This is a genomic window from Asaia krungthepensis NRIC 0535, assembly GCF_025995175.1.
Lineage (GTDB): Bacteria > Pseudomonadota > Alphaproteobacteria > Acetobacterales > Acetobacteraceae > Asaia > Asaia krungthepensis.
This window is the reverse complement of record NZ_BAPV01000060.1, coordinates 80,966-96,526: the sequence shown is the minus strand read 5'-3', so window position 1 is coordinate 96,526 and position 15,561 is coordinate 80,966. Positions and strand designations below refer to the sequence as shown.

At 59.7% G+C, this 15,561-nt stretch carries 14 protein-coding genes; 7 read left to right on the top strand and 7 right to left on the bottom strand.

From position 1 onward, the window contains the following. Nucleotides 1-39: 39 nt before the first annotated feature. The gene (locus AA0535_RS13850; RefSeq protein WP_264817220.1) at nt 40-996 is read left to right on the top strand and encodes an acetyl-CoA carboxylase carboxyltransferase subunit alpha; all 957 of its coding nucleotides are present in this window, start codon (nt 40-42) and stop codon (nt 994-996) included. A 133-nt stretch (nt 997-1,129) separates the two neighbouring features. Here AA0535_RS13850 and AA0535_RS13845 read toward each other — a convergent pair whose 3' ends face one another. Further along, nucleotides 1,130-1,882 (bottom strand): competence/damage-inducible protein A, encoded by a 753-nt coding sequence (locus AA0535_RS13845; RefSeq protein ID WP_264817219.1) that lies wholly within the window; start codon nt 1,880-1,882, stop codon nt 1,130-1,132. A gap of 105 nt (nt 1,883-1,987) precedes the next feature. Here AA0535_RS13845 and AA0535_RS13840 point away from each other — a divergent pair, with 105 nt between their 5' ends. After that, a complete protein-coding gene (locus AA0535_RS13840) occupies nt 1,988-2,902 on the top strand; it encodes an SMP-30/gluconolactonase/LRE family protein (protein ID WP_264817217.1) in 915 nt (304 codons plus the stop codon). Between the two features lie 33 nt (nt 2,903-2,935). Here the strand turns inward: AA0535_RS13840 and AA0535_RS13835 are convergent, their stop codons facing one another. Further along, nucleotides 2,936-3,898: a bifunctional GNAT family N-acetyltransferase/(deoxy)nucleoside triphosphate pyrophosphohydrolase gene (locus tag AA0535_RS13835; RefSeq protein ID WP_264817216.1), complete on the bottom strand. Its 963-nt coding sequence runs from the start codon at nt 3,896-3,898 to the stop codon at nt 2,936-2,938. Next, nucleotides 3,895-4,977, bottom strand: coding sequence for an aromatic ring-hydroxylating oxygenase subunit alpha (locus tag AA0535_RS13830; RefSeq protein ID WP_264817325.1), 1,083 nt, complete (start codon nt 4,975-4,977; stop codon nt 3,895-3,897). The genes AA0535_RS13835 and AA0535_RS13830 overlap by 4 nt, the downstream gene beginning before the upstream one ends. 392 nt (nt 4,978-5,369) lie before the next feature. Here AA0535_RS13830 and AA0535_RS13825 point away from each other — a divergent pair, with 392 nt between their 5' ends. Next, a complete protein-coding gene (locus AA0535_RS13825; RefSeq protein ID WP_264817214.1) occupies nt 5,370-7,886 on the top strand; it encodes a TonB-dependent receptor plug domain-containing protein in 2,517 nt (838 codons plus the stop codon). Between the two features lie 119 nt (nt 7,887-8,005). On the opposite strand, the gene AA0535_RS13820 is transcribed toward AA0535_RS13825, so the two are convergent. Then, entirely contained in the window at nt 8,006-8,848 is an 843-nt protein-coding gene (locus tag AA0535_RS13820; RefSeq protein WP_264817212.1) for an ATP-binding protein, read from the bottom strand. Nucleotides 8,849-8,971: 123 nt separating this feature from the next. Between AA0535_RS13820 and yajC the strand changes: the two genes are divergently transcribed. After that, nucleotides 8,972-9,286, top strand: coding sequence for a preprotein translocase subunit YajC (gene yajC / locus AA0535_RS13815; protein ID WP_264817210.1), 315 nt, complete (start codon nt 8,972-8,974; stop codon nt 9,284-9,286). Nucleotides 9,287-9,391: 105 nt separating this feature from the next. Here the strand turns inward: yajC and AA0535_RS13810 are convergent, their stop codons facing one another. The 3 genes from AA0535_RS13810 to AA0535_RS13800 form a co-directional block, all read right to left on the bottom strand. Then, the gene (locus AA0535_RS13810) at nt 9,392-10,000 is read right to left on the bottom strand and encodes a superoxide dismutase (protein ID WP_264817208.1); all 609 of its coding nucleotides are present in this window, start codon (nt 9,998-10,000) and stop codon (nt 9,392-9,394) included. A 111-nt stretch (nt 10,001-10,111) separates the two neighbouring features. Then, nucleotides 10,112-11,011 (bottom strand): NAD(P)-dependent oxidoreductase, encoded by a 900-nt coding sequence (locus AA0535_RS13805; RefSeq protein WP_264817207.1) that lies wholly within the window; start codon nt 11,009-11,011, stop codon nt 10,112-10,114. A 465-nt stretch (nt 11,012-11,476) separates the two neighbouring features. Then, on the bottom strand, nt 11,477-12,082 hold the full coding sequence (locus tag AA0535_RS13800) for a LabA-like NYN domain-containing protein (protein WP_264817206.1): 606 nt from the start codon (nt 12,080-12,082) through the stop codon (nt 11,477-11,479). 278 nt (nt 12,083-12,360) lie between these two features. Between AA0535_RS13800 and rpoZ the strand changes: the two genes are divergently transcribed. The 3 genes from rpoZ to acpS all read left to right on the top strand — a co-directional run bounded on the left by rpoZ (nt 12,361) and on the right by acpS (nt 15,519). Continuing rightward, a complete protein-coding gene (rpoZ, locus tag AA0535_RS13795; protein ID WP_264817205.1) occupies nt 12,361-12,759 on the top strand; it encodes a DNA-directed RNA polymerase subunit omega in 399 nt (132 codons plus the stop codon). A 73-nt stretch (nt 12,760-12,832) separates the two neighbouring features. Continuing rightward, on the top strand, nt 12,833-15,088 hold the full coding sequence (locus AA0535_RS13790) for a RelA/SpoT family protein (RefSeq protein ID WP_264817203.1): 2,256 nt from the start codon (nt 12,833-12,835) through the stop codon (nt 15,086-15,088). Nucleotides 15,089-15,108: 20 nt separating this feature from the next. After that, the gene (acpS, locus tag AA0535_RS13785) at nt 15,109-15,519 is read left to right on the top strand and encodes a holo-ACP synthase (RefSeq protein WP_264817201.1); all 411 of its coding nucleotides are present in this window, start codon (nt 15,109-15,111) and stop codon (nt 15,517-15,519) included. Nucleotides 15,520-15,561 lie beyond the last annotated feature (42 nt).

Below are 15,561 nucleotides of genomic sequence, written 5' to 3'. Positions count from 1 at the left end.
GGATTGTTGTCGCACTGGAACCCGTGCTATCGGCGGGTCATGCGTCAGTATCTCGATTTCGAAAAGCCGGTTGCCGAGCTTGAAAACAAGATTGCCGAACTTCGCCAGATGGCCAAGGACGGCGAAGGCATCAACATTGCCGACGAAATCGGCAAGCTCTCCGACAAGGCGGAAAAGCAGCTCCGGGCCGCTTATACCAAGCTGACGCCGTGGCAGAAGGTCATGGTGGCGCGTCATGCCCAGCGCCCACGTGCCCTCGATTATTTCCGGGGCCTTCTCGAGGATTATACACCGCTCGCCGGTGATCGCCTCGGCCATGATGACCAGGCCATTGTCGGTGGTCTTGCCCGCTTCCGCGGTCAGGCGGTGATGGTAATCGGCACGGAGCGCGGTTTCGACATGGAGTCGCGCCTGCGCCATAATTTCGGCATGCCGAAGCCGGAAGGCTATCGCAAGGCCCAGCGTCTTGTTGAAATGGCCGGGCGCTTCGGTCTGCCGATCCTGACCTTTATCGACACCTCAGGCGCCTGGCCTGGCATTGATGCCGAAGAGCGTGGACAGGCTCAGGCCATCGCGCGCTCGACCGATTGTTGCCTGCGTGCGCCTGTACCGCTGGTGGCCATCATCATCGGCGAGGGCGGCTCCGGTGGCGCTGTTGCGCTTGGCGCGGGCGATCGCGTGCTCATGCTTGAGCATTCGATTTATTCCGTCATTGCGCCGGAAGGCGCTGCCTCCATCCTGTGGCGCGATCCCAAGCAGGCGTCGACTGCGGCTGAGGCTCTCAAGCTGACCGCGCAGGATCTGTTGAAGCTGCGTCTGATCGACAGGATCATTCCTGAGCCGATCGGTGGGGCACAGCGTTTCCCGGATGAGGCCATTGCTGCGGTGGGCGATGCCATTGGCGATGTGCTGGCCGAGCTGGTTCCTTTCGAAGGCGAGGCCCTGGTGGCGAAGCGCCGCGAGAAGTTTCTCGCCATGGGTCGTGACGCCCTGTGATGCAGTGAGGTGAGCCGGGTTCTCGCCTCGCCGCTTGCCTCGATGACATAGAAGAAGCCGCCCAGGTTCCATACCGGGCGGCTTTTTTGTCCGTTCCTGACAATCGATCTGGAGGCCGTATCGGCCGCTGATCTCAGGGGGCGGGCTCGCCAGACACAGGCGTCTCACCGAGAGATTCGATCAGCGTTCTGATGCGTTCACCCGCATCGGTCACGCTGGCCTCATCGTAGCCTTTGGCAACCAGAGAAACGCCTTTGCGTCCGTCCTGCCGTTCAAAAGGGTAAGATCCCAGGTCGAGCAGAGGAAAGTCGTTCTGGATCTGCTCGAGTCCCTCTGCCAATGTTCCCTCACGCAGATCGGCATGCCACGCCACCGAGCGCAGCGGTGCACCACCCTCAAGGTTGGGCAGGAGCGCCGTGAACATGGATTGCATGATGGAGGGTACACCCGCCATTACATGCACATTGGCGATTGTGAAGCCCGGTGCGATCGACACGCTGTTTGCAATAGGAATTGCCCCGCGCGGCAGCCAGGCCATGCGCTGACGGGCCTTGTTGAATTTTTCCTTACCCAGATATTCCTCGAGCTTGCGATAGCTCTCCTCATGGATCTCGAGTGGCACGCCGATGGCCTCGGCCACACAGCCTGCTGTGATATCGTCATGGGTGGGCCCGATCCCGCCCGTGGTGAAAACATGATCGAACTGGGCGCGGCAGGTCGCAACCGTCTCGACGATTCGTCTGGCCTTGTCCGGAATGACCCGGACCTCCTCAAGGGCAATCCCTGCCTGGGCAAGGCCAGTCGCAATGAAGCGGATATTGGCGTCCTGGGTCCGGCCGGAGAGGATTTCATTCCCGATGATCAGGAGGCAGGCTGTTGGCGTCATGAGAGGCTCGCTGTAACTCTGAGGTCCTTGAAATACCGTCAACCATACCGGGTCCGCATGCGTTACGCCCGAACGGTTTGATGACTTTTTCGCGGGAGTAGAGAAATGGCTGAACAGATTAGCGAGACCTGCGCTTCATGCGCTTATGATGTCCGCGCCGAGCTCGGTGAGGGGCCAGTCTGGATCTCCAGCGAAAACGCTGTCTATTTCGTCGATATCAACGGCCAGAAAGTCCATAGGTTCACGCCGTCTCTCGGAGAGGCCTGTCACTGGGCGGCACCGGGGAAGGTTGCGTTTCTCATGCCGGTTGAGGATGGCAGCTTTCTGGCCGGACTGCCGGACGGGCTCTACCGGTTCGATCCCACCGATGGCAGCTTCGCCAAACTGGTCGATGTCGAGAGCGATCTGCCCGGTAACCGTCTGAACGACGCCTGTGTCGACCTGCATGGTCGCGGCTGGTTCGGGACGATGGATGATTCCGAGGAGGCTCCGAGCGGGTCGATTTACAGCATCACCCATACCCCGCAGGGATTCGTGCTCCGTCGCCATGATACGGGATACACGGTGGCCAATGGCCCCGCCGTCTCCCCCGATGGAAAGGTGCTTTATGCGTGCGACACGCCGAGCGGCAATATCTATCGGTTCGACATCACGGTCGAAGGCAATCTCGAGAACAAGCGTGTATTCGTGCATCTGCCCGAAGAGAAGGGCTATCCGGACGGTGTGGTGACTGACTGCGAGGGGAATGTCTGGGCCTCGACCTGGAATGGCGGTCATGTCCGCTGCTTCACGCCGGAAGGCGTCGAGCGCGCCGCTATAAAAGTGCCCGCCACCAACATCACCAAAGTCTGCTTCGGCGGCGATGATCGCAAGACTGCCTATGTGACGAGCGCGCGCCAGGGCATCGACGAGGAAACATTGTCGCGTGAGCCGCAATCGGGAAGCCTGTTTACTTTCCGTGCCGATAAGGCTGGCCTGCCGCAGCATCCGCTGGTTCTGGCCCCTGCCAAGGCTAACTGAAAGCCGCCTCGAAAGGGGCGATCAATCCTCGGGCTATCCGGCCATGAGATCCTGCAGCAGCGGGATGAGCGGCCGGTCAGGGGCTGGCATGGGATAGTCCCCGAGCTGTTCGGCGCTGACCCAGGCGAGTTCCTGTCCCTCGCGGGGTGTGGGCGTATTGCGCCAGCGTCGGCACAGATAGAGCGGCATCATGAGGTGCCGCGCACCGATATTCTCGGACACGAAGGTGAATGGGGCGATACATCCCGCGGAGATATCGATGCCCAGCTCTTCATCGAGCTCACGAATCAGGGCCTGTTCAGGCGATTCATGGGGCTCGACCTTGCCGCCGGGGAATTCCCATAACCCTGCAAGGGGTTTGCCAGGCGGACGCCGGGCAAGAAGGATACGTCCCGCATTGTCGACAAGAACGCCTGCCACGACGAGGAGGATGCGCGTGGCAGGCAGGCCCGGTTCCGGGACGACGGGTTGGGTAGCACGGTTCATAGTGTAGGTCAGGACAGGTTGGGGCTCAGGGCCACGGGAGAGAAACGGTACGCGGGACGTGCCGGTCTGGTTGAAGCCCAGCCGGGCCAGCAAGGCGATCGAAGCCGGATTATCTTCCGCCACATCGGCAATGATCCTGACGATGGGCAGGGTTGCGAATGCCCAGTCGATGACGGGGCGAAGGCAGGTCGTCGCAATGCCTTTTTTCCAGTGGTCACGCCCGACCCAGTACCCGATTTTCGCGGCCTGTCCAGGGTGACCCAAGGACAGGCCGATGCAGCCGATCAGATCGTTCCCGTCACAGATGGCGAAATGCCAGGCTGTGCCCGTCCTCTGGCGATCGATGGTGCTCGTGATCCACTGGTCGGCCAGTTCCCGCGGGTAGGGAAAGGGCAGGTGACTGAGCATGCGCACCACACTCCAGTCGTTGACGAGACGATGCACAGAGGTGCCGTCCGAAGGCTGGAGCGGTCTGAGCGTATAGGGTGATACGTCGAGCGAAAGGCTCATTCAGAGGGAGAGGCGGGTTGGATGCCGGCGCGGCGCAGCAGGTCGCGCAATGAATTGATGACGGGGAAAACCTCCTGATTGCGATCTCCGCCAAGTTCGCGCCACGCATTCTGTTCGAGTTCAACAATCTCGCGATCTTCCGCGAAGATGCGGTTGGTAAACCCGACCAAGAGCGGCCAGGCGAGATCGAGCGCGCCCTTGAGCTTGGGGCGACGAATCGACAAGAGCCCGAAAACGCGGCAGGTCAGGTGATCCTCATCTTGGGGGACGTAGACGATCCACAGATCCATGACCGGCGGTTCATCTCCCGTGCGGATGTGCAACGTCTGGTAGGGATAGACGGTGCGGATCGTCATCACATCACGGTGGGCGTGTTTGGCGCTTGCATCGCGGCGTTCGCCGAAGATCAGAGCCTCGCCCCATGGCTGCTTGCCGCCCACGCGGGCAAAGCTGTAACGCGCCTCGACCATGCGGGGCTCGTTTTCACCCCCCAGATAGCGCGGCTTCATCTTGCCCATCTGCTTGGAGTGCATGAACTGATGATTCATATCCATCAGATTTTCATGCATGAAGCTGTAATGGCAGTTCACATGCTCGCCGAAACGGCGCGTCTTGTAGGCAGGGTCGGCGACAGAGCCAAGGCGGGGAAAGGGAACGGTTTCGGCTTTATCGGGATCGCCGGGGAAGACGAAAATCAGACCGTCGACCTCGCGACAGGGGTAGGTGCGCACTCCGTTGGGCAGCTTCCCCTTGCCCAGATAAGGCACATCGATGCAGCGGCCCGAGCGGCCATAGGCCCATCCATGATAGCAGCACTGGACAGCCTCACCCTCGACACGCCCCTTGCTCAGCGGCACCTGTCTGTGTGCGCAGCGATCCTCAAGCGCGAACACGCTTCCCTCCTGCGGGCGAACCAGAGCAATGGGCTGCCCGGCAAAACGCGTGCCGATGGTCTTGCCCCTCTTGAGCTCGCGGGACCAGGCCACGGGGTACCAGTAATCGGGATCGCATTTCACGCGGCGCAGATCGACCGCATCACGGCCAAGTCTCATGGCGTCGGAGCAACGTCTCTCTGCCATCGTGATGGCTTCGTTTTCGGTAAGTAGGCTTTCCGTCATGGGTATCCTGTCGTGACCTCCTGCGAGCCGAACTCCGTGTGGAACATGGGCCCCTGGATCCTGCATGTTGATGCGCCCGCAAACAGTAGCAGGCTTGGCGCGCATGGGAACAGCGGCATTCGCCTTGCTCAAGTGCGTGCGCCGCGATAGCGAAATAAAGATGCGCAAGACTTAAAATCACGAAAGGATCTTGCGCTGAAGGTCATTTTTGCTTGCTTGTTGTGCAACAAACTGTGTATTTTTTGCCTCAGTCAGATCGGTTCCGAAAGAAAATTCCCTTTCGATGTTGTAACGTTTCCGGAACGCTGCCTAGACTGTCTCTGGTTATATCCCACGGAGAGACAGCTCGAACGATGTTCACAAAACGAAGAATTCTGACCGCAGCGACACTTCTCTCCCTGCCTTTCGGGTTCAGTCTGGCCCAGGCCGCAACGCAGCAGGTCGACCAGACATCGCCTAAGACCAAGAAGGCGGGCGCGGTTCATCACCGGACATCGATTGGCTCAGATCAGGCCCTGCATTCCGTCCCCAAGATCCGTACGCGCAAGGCTCGAGATGCAAGCGGTGATAGCGGGGAATCGGTCATCGTGACCGGCACCCATGCCTTCAATCGAAAGGCACGTGACAGTGCTGTGCCCGTGACCGTTGTCTCGGCTGCGACCCTGCGCCGCTCCGGTCAGCTCAATCTGGCGGACGCCATCACACGCGTCGATCCGTCGATCACGGTCACGGCCAACGGTGCCGATGCCGGTGCGCTGACCTCTGCCATCCGTATGCGCGGCCTGAACCCGAACGAGGTTCTGGTGCTGGTCGACGGAAAGCGTCGTAACACCACGGCTAACATCTATGCCGATGCAGGCCCGCAGCAGGGCTCGACCCCGGTCGATCTGAACATGATCCCGGCGGGCGCGATCGACCATATCGAGATCCTGCGTGATGGTGCGGCTGCGCTCTATGGTTCAGACGCTATTGCAGGTGTGGTAAACATCATCACCAAGAAGACCAATCATGGCATCAACACCGTCGCGCAGACGGGTGCCAATGCCTATAACGGCGATGGCTGGCAGTATCTGATCGGGGCCGATGGCGGTCTCAAATGGGGCAGTGACGGCTTCGTCCATCTGAGCGGTCAGGTCTATCACACCGATCACTGGGTCTCGAACCTCAAAAGCACCAACGATCATCGCTGGACCCCGACCTCGAGCTGGCCTGCCAATTCGAACAAGATCCTGTCCAACCCGGAAGAGACGCGTGAAAACCTCTCCATCGAGTGGGGCAAGGGTATCACAGAGGGCATCGAGACCTACGGTCTGATCACCTATGCTCATCGTCATTCCGAGGCTTACGAGAATTATCGTGTGCCTACTGTGGCGCCCAGCGCCTATCCCTATGGCTTCTCGCCGCTGGAGACGATCGAGGAGAACGACTTCCAGGCCAATCTGGGCCTCAAGGGCGATAATCTCTTCGGATTCAGCTGGGATCTGAGCACGCTGTACGGCCAGGATGACGACGATATCGGGAACAAGAACACCTTCAACCCGAATTACTACAAGGCTTATGGGTTCTCCCCCACCACCGTGCGCGCCCAGAGCTATTCTCTCGCCCAGTGGACCAGCAATTTCGACGCACGACGTAATTTCCGCATCGCGGATGTCGTGCCGATGACGCTGGCCTTCGGCGCCGAGCATCGTCTCGAGATGTACACGATCAAGGCAGGCGAACCGGCTTCGTATGAACTTGGCGGCACGCAGGGTTTTGCCGGCCTCACCCCGCAGAACGCCGGGAAGTGGCAGCGTAATATCTGGGCCGGTTACCTGGATGGCGATTTCCATCCGCTGCCGCACTGGGACCTCGATTTCGCCGGGCGCTTCGAGCATTACACCGATATGGGTAATACCGAGAACGGCAAGGTCACGACGCGTTATGACATTACCAGCAAGCTGGCGGTGCGTGGTACGATCAGCAACGGTTTCCGTGCGCCCACCATGCCTGAGCAGTATTACTCGGCGCTCAACGTGTCGCCGACCGGTGCATCGGGTCTTCTTCAGACGGTTGGTGCTGCGGGCAAGACCATTGGTGCGCAGCGCCTGAAGCCTGAGAGATCGACCAGCGCAGAAGGTGGTATCATCGCCGAGCCGCTGAAGGACTGGCATGTCTCGGTTGACGTCTATCAGATCAACATTCGTGACCGGATCATCGGCTCGGCGACGGTTAATGGTCAGCAGGCGCTCGATGCTATTGCTCTTACGGGCGTGAACCTGCCGAGCGGGATCGAACTGGACAACGTGACGGCCAACTACTTCGCCAACGTGGCCAGCACGCGTACGCAAGGTCTCGATCTGCAGTCCGATTATCTTCTGCATCTCCGCCGCTACGGCACGCTCAACCTGAGCGCGATGCTCAATCTCAACCGGACCCGCATCAGCCATATCAACACCAATGCCTTCGGCGACCCTGCGGCCAATGCCCAGACGGTCGGCTACCTCACCACGGGCTCACCGCGCAGCAAGCTGATCCTGAACGCCTACTGGACCTATCACCAGTGGGACGTGAACCTGCGTCAGACCCGCTATGGCGAGACGAAGTCGCTGCTGACCTATGAAGATCTGGCACCGGCCGCGATCAAGTACTCCAACACCGAATGGGCCGAATTCAAGAACACCCCGGCCTGGCTGACAGATATCGAAGTCGGATATCGCTTCACCGAGCACTGGCACTTCGCCATCGGCGCGAACAACATCTTCAACCAGCGTCCGCGCCACGTGAACCCGATCACCAACTATCTGGGTCCGAAGATCTATGACACCGACTCGTCGGGTGTTCCGATCTACGGTGCCTATTACTACGGTCGTCTGAACGCCACGTTCTGATCTGTGGCAGCCCTATAGGATCGACCTAACGGTCCTGCAGGGTTTCACCGTTGACCCTGTCACTTTTCAACCGGGCTGGCGCTGTGCCAGTCCGGTTTCTTTGTTTGCGGGTGATGCTGTCAGGCGAGCGTCGCGCTCAGATGATCGATGAACTGTGCAGCAACGCGTCCGGAGCGTCCGCCGCGCTCCATGGCCCATTCCAGCGCATGACGGTGCAGGCTCTCCCTGGGGATATCGAGCTTGCGGTCGGCAGCGTAACCATCGACGATGGCAAGGTAGGTTTCCTGATTGCAGCCATGCACGCCGATCCAGAGCCCGAAACGGTCGGAAAGGGAGACTTTCTCCTCCACCGCCTCCTGGGGATTGATGGCACTGCCGCTCTCATTCTCCATCATGTCGCGCGGCATGAGATGGCGGCGGTTCGAGGTGGCGTAGAACAGGACGTTTTCAGGGCGCCCCATGATGCCGCCATCGAGAACGGATTTGAGCGATTTGTAATCGGCGTCCTGGGTCTCGAATGAGAGATCGTCGCAGAACACGATGCAGCGCCGGGATTGCGCGCGCAGCATGTCGAGCAGGCGTGGAAGCGTGGAGAGATCATCGCGCTGGATCTCGATCAGAACCAGCGCGTGCGGGTGGGCGCGATTGGCCTCGGCAAAGCAGGCCTTGACCAGCGAAGATTTGCCCATGCCCCGCGCGCCCCAGAGCATGACATTGTTACCGCTGCGGCCAGCAGCGAAATGACGCGTATTTTCGAGCACGTGACGCGCCTGGCGATCGATACCGCGTAGCAGGGACAGGTTGACCCCTTGTACCTTTTCAACGCCGCGCAGCATTGCCGAGGCACCCTGCCAGAGAAATGCGTCATGGCTCTCCAGGCTGGCCGGCCCAGCCGGGGCAGGCGCGAGACGTTCCAGTGCGGAGGCAATGCGATCGAGCTTTTCGAGAAGAACGGCGTCCATTGATATAACCCTTGCTCCGTGGCTGTGCTTGACGTGCGGGCGCGACCAATTATGGTCCGGGGCCATTCCGGCTGGCTTTCGGGCGCGTCCGGTCCCTGATCCTTCGACATATGGAAGAAACGCATGCTCGCCAACAGCGGGATTATCTCATTCCTCCCGATGATCCTCGTGTTCGTCGTTTTCTACTTCGTGCTCATCCGTCCCCAGCAGGCGCGCCAGAAGGAGCTCAAGGCGCAGCTCAACGCCCTGCGTCGCGGCGATCGTATTGTGACCAGCGGCGGTATCGTGGGTGTGGTTCAGCTTGCGCGCGATGGCAGCAAGGAGATCGAAGTCGAGATTGCTCCCGGCGTGAAGATCCAGCTGATGCGCGAGAACGTGTCGCAGGTTCTCACCAGCACGGCGAAGCCAGCTAATGATGGCGGTAAGGCTGCCAAATAAGGCGCGACTCCCTAGTGCGTAAAAAAGGCCGGCTCCCGTTTGGGGCCGGCCTTTTTCATGCGCTGCGGCCACGCCGGGCCAGGCGCCCGGCGCGATAGCTTGCGATCAGGCGGAAAGCAGCTCTGCTTCGGCAAACTCGTAATTGGCGAGCTTGTCGAGATAGTTGGTGATGTAATCCGGGCGACGATTGCGGAAGTCCAGGTAATAGGCGTGTTCCCACACATCCAGACCCAGCAGGGCACGGCCCTGGCCCTCGGCCAGCGGGTTCGAGCCATTGGCCGTCTTGGTCACGGCGAGCTTGCCGTCGGCGCCCAGAACGAGCCACGCCCAGCCGGAACCGAACTGTGAGATGGCCGCCTGCTTGAAAGCGGCCTTGAAGGCTTCTAGGCCACCCAGATCGGAATCGATCTTGGCTGCAAGCTTCGACGGCACTTGACCACCGGTGGGGGAAAGATTCTTCCAGAACAGGATATGGTTCCAGTGCTGGCCAGCGTTGTTGAAGACCGGCGCCGAGGCAGCGTCACCCTTCACGGCGAGGATGATTTCCTCAAGGCTCTTGCCCTGGAGTTCCGGCTTCGCTTCCACAAAGCCGTTGAGCGCCGTTACATAAGCCTGATGATGCTTGCCGTGATGCAGCTCAAGAGTTTCCTGGCACATGCCGGAAGCGGCGAGGGCGCTGGACTGATAGGGGAGGGACGGCAGTTCGAAAGCCATGGTCACGTCTCCTGGACAAACATGGTGAGGACAAAGCGGGGCTGCTTGGTCACCCAAGGCAGCTATGGTGCCGGGCGGGTTTCGTCAACCCGCCGTAACGGAATGGAGCGATCACGCCTCGTTGGCGGGCTCGTCCTGCTTCACGACGCTCTTCTCGATCGCGCCGAAAAGGGCGGAATAATCGTCGTTGGCGTGGCGCTTGCTCGACAGGGCCAATGCCTGATCGGCAATGGCAATAGACGGGCAGAAGCTGTGCGTGCTGCGTGCGGCCGAGACGAGAAGGCCCATATCCTTCGACATGAGGCGTGTCGGGAATTGTGGCGCGAAGTCGCCTTTCTCGGCGCAGCCGAGCTTTCGTTTGTGATGCGGCGAGATCACCGCAACCTGTGCCAGAGCCTGGTACAGCATTGTGCGATCAAGTCCGCTGGACAGGCCATAGCCGACTGCCTCAGCAATCACGTTGAGCGTTGCCCCCATAATGCCGTTGATCACGAGCTTGAGCCGTGTTCCGGCACCGACCTCGCCGGCATGAATGGTCAGTTTGCCGATGGCGCCGAGTACGGGTCTTGCGGCCTCGAGGTCATCATGGGAGGCACCCACCAGCATGACGAGTTCACCCTTTTCAGCCTCCGGTGTGCTGCCCGACATCGGAGAGTCCACGAACCGCAGACCCTTCTCCGTCGCACGTTCGGCCAGTTTCTGCGTGGCTTCCGGAGAGATCGTGCTGGTGTTCAGAATCAGCGTACCGCGACGGGCGCCAGCGAGAAATCCTTCATCTCCCTCGGCCGAGGCAAAAATCGCTGCATCATTCGGGACGCACAGGATGAGAATGTCGGCTTCCTGCGCCAGAGCGCGCGCGGAGGAGACGATAGGGGTCGCTTCATCCTGCTGTCGTCCCGATGGCGTATAGGCGCGCACATCATATCCTGCCTTACGAAGATTGCTCCCCATCAATGCGCCCATGGCGCCATAACCGATAAACCCGATTTCGCCCTGCTTCCCGTCTATCATGATGTCATCACCCTTGGTTTCTGTGCTGCACAGTAAAGCATCGTCGCGGCATCGGTTGCGGGCGAGAACATAAGGACCATGTCCGCACAAGGCCGGTTGAACGTATGTGAGCCTCAGGCTGTAACAATGTGTCAATGTGTGTCTGATTGATCGCCAATCAAGTTTCCGCGCCCGGATGGGCCCTGCCTGAGGAGAGATGACAGGAGGTCTAGGGAGGATGCTGAGGTTTGAACCGTTGTCATCGCCCTGTGGGTTCAGGCGTCGCGGGCAGTAAAGAGGGCGCGGCAGGGTCGCGAAATGCCTGCCATGACTGTGGCTCGGGCGCATCGTCGTTGGACTTCGGGGCTGCCTCTTTGCGAGACGTTCATACGGCTCGGGGTGTGAGTCGATCCGGATGCTTCCTGAGCTGTCAGGACTTTATTGGGGAACATCCGCCGGGGATGCGCCACACCCGACGGCTACTCTTCAGTCGTCGATCCGGTCATCCATTGCGATATCGGCCGGGTGGCGAACCGGGGCCGAGCGAGGTCGAGGGGCGGTCTCGGTCTGTCTGCGGGTAAATTCTGCCGCGATATCTCCCAGCTCGATGAACTGGTCGACCTGTCGCCGTAGATCGTCCCCGATAAGAGAGGGAGAGGATCGCAGGGAAGATACGGCCGTCACGCGAACACCCTTGCGCTGTATGACCTCGACCGCGCGTCTGAGATCCGCATCGCCGCTGAAGATCACGGCGTGGTCGATCCGGTCGGCAAGTTCCAGCAGGTCGACGGCGAGTTCGACATCCATGTTTCCCTTGAGGCGACGGCGCCCTGTCTGATCGGTAAACTCACGAGCGGTTTTCGTCACGAGCATGTAACCATTATAGGCGAGCCAGTCCGTCAAGGGTTTGAGCGGCGAATACTCCTCAGTCTCTGGAATTGCGGCGTAGTAATGGGCGCGTATCAATCTCGTGTTCGATTTGAGATAGCGAAGGAGCCTTCTATAATCGACTTCAAATCCAAGGGTTTTTGCAGTAAAATACAGACTCGACCCATCGATGAATACGGCCGTTTTTTCAGTCTTCTCGAGCATATGTGTTCCAATTTCGTGTGGTCTGCAGCAATGGCCACGGCCTGCGTGGAACACTCTACATCAGCGGGATGTTCTGAAATCATTTAATAATACAGAGATCGAAATTTGCAGAATTATCTTCCGTACATGATTATCTTCAGTCTTGGTCTTCCGGCTCGTCGCCTCTGATCCTCTGTCTGGCGCTGCATGAATGCATGACCGAATGTTTGCCCCTGATCTCTCCGTATGATAGACAGGCCAATTCACATGGAACCGCGCAGACAGGGTGGGATGAGTTTATGGCACGCGTAACCGTTGAAGATTGCATCGAAAAGGTTCCCAACCGTTTCGATCTGGTGCTCCTTGCTGCACAGCGTGCGCGTGGACTGTCACGTGGTGAAGAAATGACGCTTGACCGTGACAACGACAAAAATCCCGTTGTCGCCCTGCGCGAAATTGCGGAAGACAAGGTCAATCTGGGAGCACTGAAGGACGGCATCGTTCGCTCTCTCGCCCGTGCTCCCGAGCCGGAGCCCGTCGATGAGGAAGTGATGGATCTGATCCCGACCGATCAGAATATTTTCGGCCTTCAGGACGTGTCCACCGAGGAAGAACACGCTCACATGGCTGAAACCATGTCCACCGCCGAACTCGAGGCGTCGTTCGAAGCGGAATTCGGGGGTCGCAACCGCCGTTGAGCCCTTGCGATATCGGGTCATTCTGTGATCCGATGTCGCTCATCCACCCATCGCGTTGCGGGAGAGCTTCGGTATGTCAGACACCCTTCTCCCCGGCGCCAACATCTCGGCCTCCATACCTTCCATCGCCGGACTGCTCCGTCGCGTTGCGTCCTACGACCCTGACGCGGACCTGACCCGGATCGAAGAAGCCTATGCCGTTGCCGAGAAGGCTCATCGCGAGCAGAAGCGCGATAATGGCGAACCTTACATCATCCATCCCATCGCTGTTGCCAATATCCTCGCCGGGTTCCGCATGGATGTGCCGTCCATCATGGTCGGCCTTCTGCATGACACGGTTGAAGATACCGGCATCACTCATGCTTTTCTCAAGGACCGTTTCGGAGAGGCGGTAGCCAGCCTCGTCGATGGCGTGACGAAACTGACGCGCCTCGAACTTCAGTCCGACCGGACGAAACAGGCCGAGAATTTTCGCAAGCTCGTTCTGGCGATGTCGCGCGATATCCGCGTGCTTATCGTGAAGCTGGCTGACCGGCTGCATAACATGCGGACGCTCCACTACGTGCAGCGTCAGGATCGTCGTCTGCGTATCGCGCGTGAAACCATGGATATCTACGCTCCGCTTGCGGAACGTATTGGCATGGATCGCGTCAAGACGGAGCTTCAGAACCTCTCATTCGAGCAGCTCGAGCCAGAGGCGGACGCCACGATCAGGGCGCGCCTGAACTTCCTGCGCGGGCATGGCGCGGATATTATCGAGCAGATCAAGCAGGAGCTCAAACTCCTCTGCGCCGAGGTTGGGCTGCCACAGATCGACGTGACAGGGCGAGAGAAGTCGCCCTATTCGATCTGGGCCAAGATGCAAAAGCGCAATGTCGCTTTCGAGCAGCTCTCCGACATCATGGCATTTCGCGTCATCGTGCCCAGCCGCGATGCCTGTTATGCGGCGCTCGGGGCGATCCACGGGGCCTATCCGATGATCGCCGGGCGCTTCAAGGATTACATCTCGACTCCCAAGGCCAATGGCTATCAGAGCCTGCATACCGGAGTGACGCTGCGTCAGCCGCGCAACCAGAAAATCGAGATCCAGATCCGCACGGCGGATATGCATAATTTCGCCGAGAATGGTGTGGCGGCTCACTGGGCTTATAAGGAGCGTGACGAGGCTCAGGCCTCCAATTCCGAGGTTGCGGCACTCGGCCTGAACAAGCTGCGCTGGGTGCAGGATCTGCTCGAAATTCTCGAGGATTCCGAGGCTCCCGATGAGTTTCTAGAGAACACCAAGCTGGAACTCTATCAGGATCAGGTTTTCTGTTTCACCCCCAAAGGACAGCTGATCTCGCTCCCTCGCCGGGCGACGCCTGTTGATTTCGCCTATGCCGTGCACAGCCAAGTTGGCGACGCCTGCGTAGGGGCGAAGATCAATGGTCGCCTGATGCCCCTGCGCCACGAGCTGCAGAATGGCGATCAGGTCGAGATCATGACCGCGCGCGGCGGAACGCCCTCGGCGTCATGGGAACGATTTGTCGTTACCGGCAAGGCGCGAGCGCGTATCCGCCGCCATGTGGCGTTGCAGCAGCGTCAGGTCAATCTGGATACAGGACGCACCGCGCTCGCCAAGGCTTTCCGTCAGGAAGGTGTCGATGGCAGCGAAAAAATCCTTGAGACATTGCTGCGCGATCTGCGTCAGCCAAGCATCGACGATCTCTATGTTGCCGTAGGAAATGGACAGCTCGGTCCGCGCGATGTCGTCAATGCGGCTTATCCGGAGTTGCGTCAGACCCATCGTGCACCCCGCATGGTGCCCGGTCTTTCGGGGCGTCTTGGGGGCGGTCTTGGTGCCCCGCAACGTTATGGCGCCAAAAGCGGCTCGATCATCACCGGAATCGGCTCCGGGATCGCGACGCATTTTGCAGGGTGCTGCCATCCCTTGCCGGGTGATCCGATTGTCGGAATCATCGCCCAGGGCAAGGGGGTGACGATCCATCAGCGCGCGTGCCAGAATTTGAGTGCGTTCTCTTCAACGCCGGAACGCTTTCTGGAAATCGACTGGGATTACGAGGCTCTGGCGCAGGGGGAGCGTTCCGCGCCGCATATCGGCCGAGTGAGTGTGATTGCCGCCAACGAATCAAGCGTCTTGACCACCCTGACCAATACGGCCTCGAAGCATAATGGAAGCGTGGTCAATCTGCGTATCCTGAACCGCCAGCTCGATTTCATGGAGATTCTGGTCGATCTTGAGGTGCGCGATGTGAGGCATCTTTCCGCCATGATCGCCGCGCTCCGCTCCGCGCAGGGCGTGATGCAGGTCGAACGGGCGCGCAACTGAATGCGAACCGGGAATCCGGCATGATTCGGGGCATAGGGACCGATCTGTGCGACATGCGTCGTATCGGGCGCGCCATAGAGCGTTCGGGTGAGCGCTTTCTGCAACGCGGTTTCACCCCGGCCGAGATCGCCTATGCCGAGACACGCAAGGGGGACGGGCGCCTCGGTATCTATGCCAAACGCTGGGCTGCGAAAGAGGCCTGTGTGAAGGCGCTCGGCTGCGGCTTCCGCGATGGGTTGGCGCTAGTCGATATCGAAGTACGCCACGACGAACTGGGCAAGCCGGAGCTTCATCTGGCGGGCATGGCCGCTGAGAGATTGGCAGCCATGGCACTGCCGGGTGAGCTCGCCGACATCCAGCTCAGCCTGAGTGACGAGCCCCCCTATGCCCTTGCCTATGTGATTGTGCAGTCTGTCCCACGGGACAGGTGATTGAATGTCGCCAACCTCTATGATCCTGCGCTAAGAACCGGA